Origin of the sequence: Streptomyces sp. NPDC006294, from assembly GCF_042870895.1 — a bacterium.
Lineage (GTDB): Bacteria > Actinomycetota > Actinomycetes > Streptomycetales > Streptomycetaceae > Streptomyces.
This window is the reverse complement of the sequence record NZ_JBIAHV010000002.1, coordinates 525,512-534,852: the sequence shown is the minus strand read 5'-3', so window position 1 is coordinate 534,852 and position 9,341 is coordinate 525,512. Positions and strand designations below refer to the sequence as shown.

4 protein-coding genes are annotated in these 9,341 nt (G+C 73.6%); 2 read left to right on the top strand and 2 right to left on the bottom strand.

Annotation, left to right across the window (positions count from 1 at the left end; translation table 11 throughout):
* A partial coding sequence (locus ACFYOP_RS05410; protein ID WP_388450886.1) for an RICIN domain-containing protein occupies nt 1-2,594 on the bottom strand: 2,594 nt, incomplete at its 3' end.
* A 724-nt stretch (nt 2,595-3,318) separates the two neighbouring features.
* Here ACFYOP_RS05410 and ACFYOP_RS05405 point away from each other — a divergent pair.
* Nucleotides 3,319-4,833 carry a methionine--tRNA ligase gene (locus tag ACFYOP_RS05405; RefSeq protein ID WP_356899526.1) on the top strand — a complete coding sequence of 505 codons (1,515 nt, stop codon included), beginning with the start codon at nt 3,319-3,321 and terminating at the stop codon, nt 4,831-4,833.
* Between the two features lie 142 nt (nt 4,834-4,975).
* Entirely contained in the window at nt 4,976-5,812 is an 837-nt protein-coding gene (locus ACFYOP_RS05400) for an extensin family protein (RefSeq protein WP_356899527.1), read from the top strand.
* A gap of 24 nt (nt 5,813-5,836) precedes the next feature.
* Here the strand turns inward: ACFYOP_RS05400 and ACFYOP_RS05395 are convergent, their stop codons facing one another.
* Nucleotides 5,837-8,929 (bottom strand): BTAD domain-containing putative transcriptional regulator, encoded by a 3,093-nt coding sequence (locus tag ACFYOP_RS05395; RefSeq protein WP_356899528.1) that lies wholly within the window; start codon nt 8,927-8,929, stop codon nt 5,837-5,839.
* Between the last annotated feature and the right edge of the window lie 412 nt (nt 8,930-9,341).

The window sequence follows — 9,341 nt, the reverse complement described above, 5'->3', positions numbered from 1 at the left end:
TCCGCCGAGGCGTGCTCGGAGGCATCGATGGCATCCGCGGCGGCGCTGGTGGCGGTCCGCACCGCGGCGTCCGCCTTCAGCTTCGCCGCCTGCGCGGCATCCGCGTCGGCACGGGCCCGTCCGGCTGCCGCCTCCGCGCGGGTGGCCGCGGCGTCCGCGTCGGCCGCCGCCTGGGTCGCGGCGTTCGCGGCCGTACGGGCCCGCCCGGCTGCCGCCTCGGCGTCATCCGCGTGCGCCGCGGCCGCGTCGGCCGCCGCCCGGGACTCCTTCGCGTTCGCGTCGGATTCGTGGGCCTGCGCGAACGCCTCCTTCGCCGCGGCCTTCGCGCGTGCGGCGTTCGCCTTCTGCTCGGCGTCCCAGGCGTCGTCCCGCAGGTCGCGCGCCTTGTCGCGGGCCTTCTCGGCGGCGTTCTTCTTCGCGACCGCGGTGCCTTCGGCGGACTCCGCCTTCTCCTTGGCCGTCTGCGCCTTCGACGCCTCAGCCTCGGCGGTCCTGCGATGCTGCGCCGCCTCGGCCTGCTTGGCCGCGGCGGTCGCCTTCTCCGCCTCGGCCGTCTTCTCCTCGGCCTCCGCCGACAGCCGCTTGGCATGCGCCTTGGCAGCGGCAGCCTTCGCGTCGCCTTCCGCCTTCAGCGTGACCGCGAGTTTCGCCTCCGCCGTCTCCTTGTCCTTCTTCGCGTTGTCCCGGTGCGCCTTGGCCGCATCGGCCGCGGCCTTCGCCTGCAACTCGGCGGTGTGCGCGGCCTCCTTGCGGAACTCGGCCTTCGACTGCGCGGCCTGCGCCAGCGCACGCTGCGCGATCGTCTCGCTGTCGCCGGCGGACGCCCGGGTCGCGGCCTCGGCGGTCTCACCCGCCTTCACCATCGCCTCCAGCGCAGCCGCCGCACCCTGCGTGACCTGCGCCTTCTGCTGACCCACCAGCAGACCACGCCCACGCGGCGCGCCAGCGGCGTCCGCGATCGCGTACGCGGCCTGCTCAGCGGCAGCGGATGCCGTCGCCGCCGCCTTCGCCGCCGCAGCGTGCTTCTTCAACACCGCGAGCTGGGCCTTCGCCCCGGCCCGCGCCGCGGCGACACCCGTCTTCGCCTTGTCGAACTGCGCCTTGTCCGGGTACGAGAGGCTGTCCGTGCCCTTGTGCCCGGACGGCTCGACGCCGAACTTCTGCCGCGCGGTGGTGCCGCACGTCCACAGCCGGGCGTTGACGCTGTTGTCGTACTTGGGCATGTCCAGGCACTTGCCTGTGCCGACGTTCTTCAGCGTGGTGGTGGCACGGAGGTTGGCCTCCCACGTCTGCGCCGGGCTGCTGTTGCACGTCCAGATCTGGATCTTCGTGCCGTTGGCGCTGTTCGAGCCCGACACATCCAGGCACTTGGAGGATTTGGCGTTGCGCAGGTGCATGCCCCGGTCGTCGCCCTCGAGCAGCCATCCCTGAGCCGACGAGCCGTTGCACTTGTACACCTGGACCGGGGTGCCGTTGGTCGTCTTGCCACCCTCGACGTCCAGGCACTTGCCGGTCGTGCCGCGCAGCTCGATGACGGTCGGGCTGTCACCGATCCAGCCGAGCCCGCCGGCGGACCAGTGGTCCTGCCAGCGGGCGAGGTGGTCGGCGATCCACGAGTGGCCGAGCATCTCGCCGAGTGCCTTGGAGCCGGCGGCGAGAGCGCCGGTGGCCTGCTTGTTGGAGCCGAGCAGCTGGTTGCGCTGCACGGCCTGGGAAGCGATCTCCTGCTGCCACTCCGTGGCGGCCGTCTCGCTGATGGTGCCCAGGACCTTGCTCGGGTCGAGCGGGTCACGCCACGCGCACGAGGCGAACCGGGTCTTCAGGTCCTCCACCGCGATACGGAACTCGGCCGAGCCCCGCACCGGAGCGGTGCGAGGGAAGCCACCGGAGGCGAGGAACATCCGGGCGTCGTCCGCACCCGTGGGATCGACCGATCCCCCGGTCAGCCACTCGAAGGCACTACGTTCGGCGAGTGCACGGTTCCACTCGTCCGAGGGGAGCGACGGATCGGGGTCCTCCGGGTAGAGGGGAGTGCCGATGGCGCTGACGGCCTTGACCGTCGCCTCGTCCGCCCCGGGCGTGGAGTCCTCGTAGAAGTCGCTCTCGCTCTTCCAGAACCGGTCGGCGATCCACTGCGTCAGACCGGTCTGGGAGTAGAAGTCTTCGCCCTCGCGCGTGCCCGGCGGCCAGTGGAATCCGGTCTCCGTGAAACCGGCCGGGGTCTCCAGCCCGTAGAGGGGCTTCTTCCAACCGTCCCTCAGAGCATGGACGGCGTCCAGTTCCTTCTCGGCGGCGTTCCTGTCCTTGGTGTACGCCTGGCCGAGCGGCGTGTCCTCCCAATAGTCGCGGTTCGCCAGCTCGCGGAGCTTGTCCTGCGGCTGGTTCAGGCCGTCCTGCCCGATCGCGGCCATCGACGGCCCGCCCACGCGCAGCACGTCGGACATCAGGCACTGGTCCTGCCGCAGCTGCTCCGCAGCGGTGTCGTCGTACCAGTCGGAGGAGTTGCTCGCCGCCGCGGCCGGCCGCTGAGCGGCGAACGCGTCCGCCAGGCCCGGCTGGACGGTCAGGCCACCCAGGACGGCGAGCGCCGCCACGGACGTGACGGCCGAGGTGAGAATCGTGGACTTTCGTGATCCGGGTCTGAGCAACCCTGGTCTGAGGCGCACAAGTGCTTCCTTCGTAGCGAACGAGGGCGGTCGGGGGTGCCCGTCGGAAGAGGCGGTGGCGATACGCGAATCAGGTCGCCGCCGGCCAGGCATGGGAACAGGGGCGGCAGGCGGCACCGTCCGAGGCGGCCTGCGCGGTGACCCGGTGTCGTGGCATGACGGTCCATCCTCCCCGTGGCGGCACCGTTCCCCCGGCCGCCGGCTGACGCGCGCGTCACAGCGGAGCGGTCAAGATCCAGGACACGCGCGGTGATCACCATAGACACAGCTCAACGCGGGCGTGCAAGAGGTGGCTTCGAATCCGGGGGGAGCGCGGCAGCAGCAGCACGCGCGTGACGTCCCGCGTCCTCGGCTGTGCAAATCCGCGCTCATGCCGGGGGCTACCTGTGTGTCTGCTGTGAAGGATGGGCGGGCGGGCGGTGATTCTCTGCCACAAGTTGGCTGGTTGTCGCCCTCGATAGGGCTGTGGAAAACCCTGTGACCCGGCGGACCGGGCTCTGCTAGCGTTGCCGCATGATCACGCACACGTTCTGGATGATGCCCCGCAGACGGGGCTGTTGAGACGGACGAGTGACGTGCCGAGGCCCCGAGGACGGGGCCTCTTGTGCGTGCGCAGGCCGGAGCCCCGCCTCGGTAAGAGGAGGAGATCCCCGTGACCGATACGCGTTCCTACATCACCACCACCATTCCGTACGTCAACGCCCGCCCCCACCTGGGCTTCGCCCTGGAGCTGGTCCAGGCGGACGTACTCGCGCGCCACCGCCGCCAGGCCGGTGACCAGGTCCGCTTCCTCACGGGGACGGACGACAACTCGCTGAAGAACGTCCTCGCCGCAGAGGCGGAGGGCATCGGCGTGCAGGAGCTCGTCGACCGCAACGCGGCGGCGTTCGCCGGGCTGCGCGAGCCGCTGGCGCTCTCCTTCGACGACTTCATCCGCACCAGCAGCGATCCCCGTCACCGGGCCGGGGTCGAGCGGCTGTGGCAGCGGTGCTCGGAGGCCGGCGATCTGTACCGCAAGCACTACGAGGGGCTGTACTGCGTCGGCTGCGAGCAGTTCTACACCCCCGAGGACCTCACCGACGGACGCTGCCCCGACCACGGCACCGAGCCCCAACTCGTCTCCGAGGAGAACTGGTTCTTCCGGCTGTCCCGCCACGCCGGCACCCTCCGGGAGCTGATCACCGGCGGCCGGCTGCGCATCGAGCCCGCCTCCCGCCGCAACGAGGTGCTCGCCCTGATCGACGGCGGCCTGCACGACTTCTCCGTCTCCCGCTCCCAGCGCCGCGCCCGCGGCTGGGGCATCCCCGTGCCCGGCGACCCGGACCAGGTCGTCTACGTCTGGTGGGACGCGCTCGGGAACTATGTGACCAGCCTCGGCTACGGCACCGCCGACGAGACCTTCGACCGGTGGTGGGCGGGGAGCCGGCGGCGTCAGCACCTGGCAGGCAAGGGCGTGCTCCGCTTCCACGCCGTCTACTGGCCGGCGATGCTGCTGTCGGCCGGACTGCCGCTGCCCACCGACATCCTGGTCCACGACTACCTCACGGTCGACGGGCGCAAGATCAGCAAGTCCGCCGGCACGACCGTCGATCCGGCCGAGCTGGTCGCCGACGTCGGCACGGACGCCGTCCGCTGGTGGCTGCTGCGGGACGTGCCGCGGGTCGGTGACGCGGACTTCACCCGGGACCGGCTCGTGGCCCGCGCCGACAGCGATCTCGCCGGCGGCTTCGGCAATCTGGTCAACCGGGTGGTGACCATGGCCCATCGCTACCGCGACGGCCGCCTCCCGGCCCCGCGCGGCACGGCGCCCGGCTGCGAACGGCTGGCGCGCGCCTGCGACGACAGCGCGCCGGAGATCGAAGCCGCCCTGGCGGACTTCGACTTCCGCCGCGCCGCGGCCGCCGTGTGGACGATCGTCGAGGAGGCCAACCGCTGCATCGACGCCACACGGCCCTGGGAATCGGCCACAGCGGAACGCGGCGGGGACCGCGCAGCCGGCCAGCGGCTGGCCGACGTCCTCGGCGCCCTGCTCCGGGCCTGCCTGCAACTCGCCGACCGGCTCGCCCCGTTCCTGCCGGACGCCGCGTCCCGCATCGCCCGGCAGTGCACCCCGGTCGACGGCGTCCTCCCCGCAGCCGTGCCCCTCTTCCCCCGGCTCGGCGGCTGACGGAAGTCCTCGGTCAACGGAGCTCAGTCGGAAGGGAGTTGGCTGAACGGCGTACGTGTGAGAGCGGAATGAGCCACGTATGAGCCCCGCCCGCCAGCCTTTGCAGCGATCGGTCAACCGAGACTGCGAAGGAGCACACAGCATGCGTGAGCAAGCGGCACGTTCTTCGGTCGGTGGGCAGGGACTGGACCGGCGGGCGCTGATCGGCGGCCTCGGGGCGGCGGCGGTGGCGGCGCCGTTCCTCGGCGCCGCCACGGCACGGGCGGCAGAGACGCCGGGGGCACTGGCGCTGCCCTCGGCCATGGAGGCCCCGCAGGCGCTGGCCCTGAAGACGTTCAGCAGAATCGACGGCACCCCCGTCTACTACTGGCGGAGCAACCGGGGCAACACCGCGCTGCGCGACTGGCAGTGCACCCAGGCCTTCTACGACCGGCTGGTGGTGTGGATACGCGACCTCAGAAGCCTGTCGGGGGCGGACGTGGCCTTCCTGGTCTCCGCGGGCTTCTACGTCAACAAGTCCGGCCAGCACGGGCAGGGCACCGCGATGGACCTCGACCTCGTGAGATGGGCGGGAGGCCGGCAGTCCTCGCCGCTGGACCGCCACCACGCGGCGAGCAACCGTACGCTGCGCCGCCGTTACCTGGCGGTGGACGCGGTGTGCCGCAGACGGTTCCGGTACGTCCTGGACGGCTGGTACAACTCGGCCCACGCCGACCACATCCACGCCGACTTCGGCGGCCTGCCGACGGTGTGCAACAAGGGCTCGCGCAGCGACACCGTGTTCGTCCAGGCGATGTGCAACAACTTCATGGGGTCCGGACTGGCCGTCGACGGCGCCTGGGGGCCGCGCACCCAGGCCGCGTTCGACCGCGCCAAGTCCCGGCTCGGCATCACCGGCAACCCGCACACCGGCTACAGCGTCTGGCGGACCATGATGGCCCGGGTGGCGCGGCACGGCTTCGCCGATCAGGCGTTCTGAGTTCTGAAGGCTCCGGAACGCGGGTCAGGCGTTCCGACCCGACGGCTCCGGCCGTGCGGGCGGCAGCAGCGCCCTGACGTGTCCGGGGAGGCGCAGGCTCGCGTCCGGCAGTGACAGGGATGTGAGTCTGCGCCGGTACGCGCCGGCGTACGCCTCGGCCGTGTCCGGCTCCCCGGACAGCCGGAAGGCCGCGGCGAGGCGCGCCTCGACACGCGCGGTCTCCACGGGCGCGCCCATCGGCCGGCATACGGAGAGGGCCTCGGTGAGCCGGTGCCCGGCCGCGGCCGGCCGCCCTGTGCCGAGAGCCGCGTCGCCGAGAGCGCGCAGCACGTGGACGACGCCGAGCGCCTCGTGGTGGGCGCGCAGCGCGGTCAGGGCGGTGCGCAGCCGGTCGCCCGCCGGCTCCCAGGCGCGGCGGGCGATGTCGACGAGGCCGCGGAGCCGCTCCACATGGGCGGCCCCGACCTCGTCGCCGATGGCGCCGACGATCGACTGCGCCTCGGCCAGCAGCTCCAGGGCCTGCCCGCCCTCGGCGTCGTCCGCCAGGGCCTCGGCGAAGCGGAGCAGGATGACGACCCTGGTGCGGTCCTTCGCCCGGTGGTGGGACAGCGCGTGGCGGTAGTGGCCCGCCGCCTCCGCGGGCCTCCCCAGGTCGGCGAGGACGTTCGCCAGCCCCGTGTGCGCGTACGTCAGGCTGCGCTCCGGCTGCCGCTGCCGCAGCGCCTCCGTGAGGGAGCGCCGGTACAGCTCGGCGGCGTCCGGCAGCCGGCCGCGCAGCGCGGTCGCCTTCGCCACCTGCCAGGCGGCGTCCGCGACGACGTCCGGGTCGCCGACCCGGGTGGCGACCGCGAGAGCGTGCGTGGCCGCCTCGTCGAGTTCGGCGTAACGATCCTGCTGGTACGTCGCCCAGCACAGCGCGAAGTACAGCCGGGCCAGCCTGCGGTCGGGCGCGGCCTGGTCCCGCCAGCACGCGATGGCCGCGCGCAGGACGGCCACCCGCTCGGCCTCGTCGTAGCGGATGACGAGGTAGCCGTCGAGCTGGAGGGCGAGGTCGCCCGCGACCCGGGGGCTGTCCAGCCGGCCCGCCAGGTGGATCGCGGAGACCAGGCTCAGCCGCTCCGCCGCGAACCAGTCGAGGGGGCGCTGCCGGACGACCGACACCACGGCCGGCAGCGGGTCGCCGGCCGGGGTGACCGGGTCCAGGGCGCCGCCGTGCCCGAGACGCCCGGCCGCCTCCGCGGCCAGTACGCGCCACGTCCGCAGCACCCGGCCCAGCGCGGCGTCCCGGTCGCCGGGCGTGTCCTCCGCCGCGGCCCGCTCGTACGCGAAGTCGTGGACCAGGTCGTGCAGGCGGTAGCGCGACTGCCCGGCCCGGTCGACGCCGACCGCCTCCAGCAGATGCCGTTCCACCAGGAAGTCGGCGTGCCGGTCGTCGGCGGTGGGGGCGCCGGCCAGCGCCCCGACGACCCAGCCGGGCACACTGCGCGCCTCGAGGAGCCCCAGCCTGCGGACCGCGCAGCGGAATTCGGCGGGCAGCGAACGGTAACTGAGCGCGATGCCGGCGCGTACGTCCAGGTCTCCGGCGGTCAGCAGGTCCAGGCGCTCCCGCTGGCGCGCCAGCCGGTCCCGGAAGCCGCTGACCGTCCAGTCCGGACGGGAGGACAGCCGGGCGCCGGCGATCCGCAGGGCCAGCGGCAGGCAGCCGCACAGCCGCGCCACGTCGGCCGTGGCCGCGGGCTCCGCGCCGGTGCGGTCCTCGCCGACGAGGCGGGTCAGCAGCCGCTGGGCCGCCGCCGGTTCGAGCGTCGACACCTCGAAACCGAGTCCGCCGAGTCCCGTCAGCCGGTTGCGGGAGGTCACCAGCACCGCGCAGTCGGGGGTGCCGGGCAGCAGGGGACGCAGCTGCTTCTCGTCGGCGGCGTCGTCGAGCACGACGAGCAGCCGGCGGCCGGCCACCCGGCTGCGGAACTCGCCGACGCGTTCCTCCGGGTCGGCGGGCATGTCCCTGGCGTCCACGCCCAGGGCGTGCAGGAAACGGGCGAGGGTGCGGTGCGGCTCTGCGGGCGGCTCGCGCAGACCGTGCAGATCGGCGTAGAGCTGCCCGTCAGGGAACTCGTCGGCGAGAGCATGGGCGACGTGCAGGGCGAGGGCCGACTTCCCCACGCCGCCCGGTCCCGTCAGCGCGACGACCGGCACCACCGCGCCGCGATCGAGGAGCGCCGCCCGCACCTCGGCCGCCGGGGTCTCGCGCCCCAGGAGCCGGTCCGTCTGCGGCGGCAGCTGGCGGGGTACGGGCCCCGGCCGCCGGGTCTCCGTCGCGGGTGCGGCCGGACGGGCGGGCCGCGCCTCGGGGCTGTCGGCGAGGATCCGCCGGTAGATGTCCTGCAGCCGGTGCCCGGGGGTGACGCCGAGATCGTCCCGCAGCCGGCGGTACGCCCGCCGGTAGTCGGCCACCGCGTCCGCCTGCCGCCCCAGCGCGGCGTGGGCCAGCATCTGTCTGCCGTACAGGTCCTCGCGGTGCGGATGGTTCGCCAGCCAGGGGCCGGTCTCCGCCAGCACCTGTTCGTGCTGGCCCAGGGCCAGGCGCGCGTCGAGGAGAGCGACGACGGCCCGCAGCCGCTCCTCCTCCAGACCGCGGCGGGCGGCCCCGGCGAACGGCTCGCGGCAGCCGGTGAGCGCGGTGCCCCGCCAGTGGCCCAGTGCGGCGGTCAGCTGCTCCACGGCACGGTCGTGGTCGGCGTCCGCGGCGGACTTACGGCCCACGGCCACGGCCGCCCGGAAGTCCCGCAGGTCACTGGTGTGCTCCGCGGACCGCAGCACGTACCCGCCGTCGACCGAGACCAGGGCGTCCACCCGCGACGCCCCGGCGGAAGGCGGTGCGCCGGAAGGCACCCCGTCGCGCATCCGCCGGCGCAGATCGCTGACCAGGTTGTACACCTGCGCGCGGGCGGAGCCCGGCGGGTCGTCCCACAGCAGGTCGACGATGCGGTCGTGCCCGACCGGATACCCGGAGTTCAGCGCCAGCAGGGCCAGCAGCGACCGGCCCCGGCCCGGCCGGGGTCCCAAGCGCACGCCGCCGTGCCGGAGCTCCACCGGCCCCAGGATTCCGATCCACATCGGCGCTATCCTGCGGACAACGGCCGCCATGGTCAACAGCCGCCGGATGAAAGGGAGTTCACGGCCCGGACGCCGCATGCTCCCTGCGCCCCGGTTCGCGACGCCGATTCCGGTTACGGTGCGCACCCGCCCCGGCCGTCCGGCGCCCGGCAGCGTCTCCGATCGCGCGGTGGTGGGTGCCGCACGGGATGAGCGCGCGGGTGCACGAGTTCGACGTGCGACGGCGGCGGCACCGACGTCCTCGCCGTCCATGGGCGGGTCCCCGAGGGCGTGCCCGACGGCGTGCCCGACGCCGGCAACGGCACCGGTGTCCGTATGGCCCTCGCCGCGCTCGTGGGGCCGGCGAACACTCGCGGTGACCGGCCCGCCGCGCCTTCCGCCGCCTTGTGCATCAGGAGGGGCGGGCCGATTC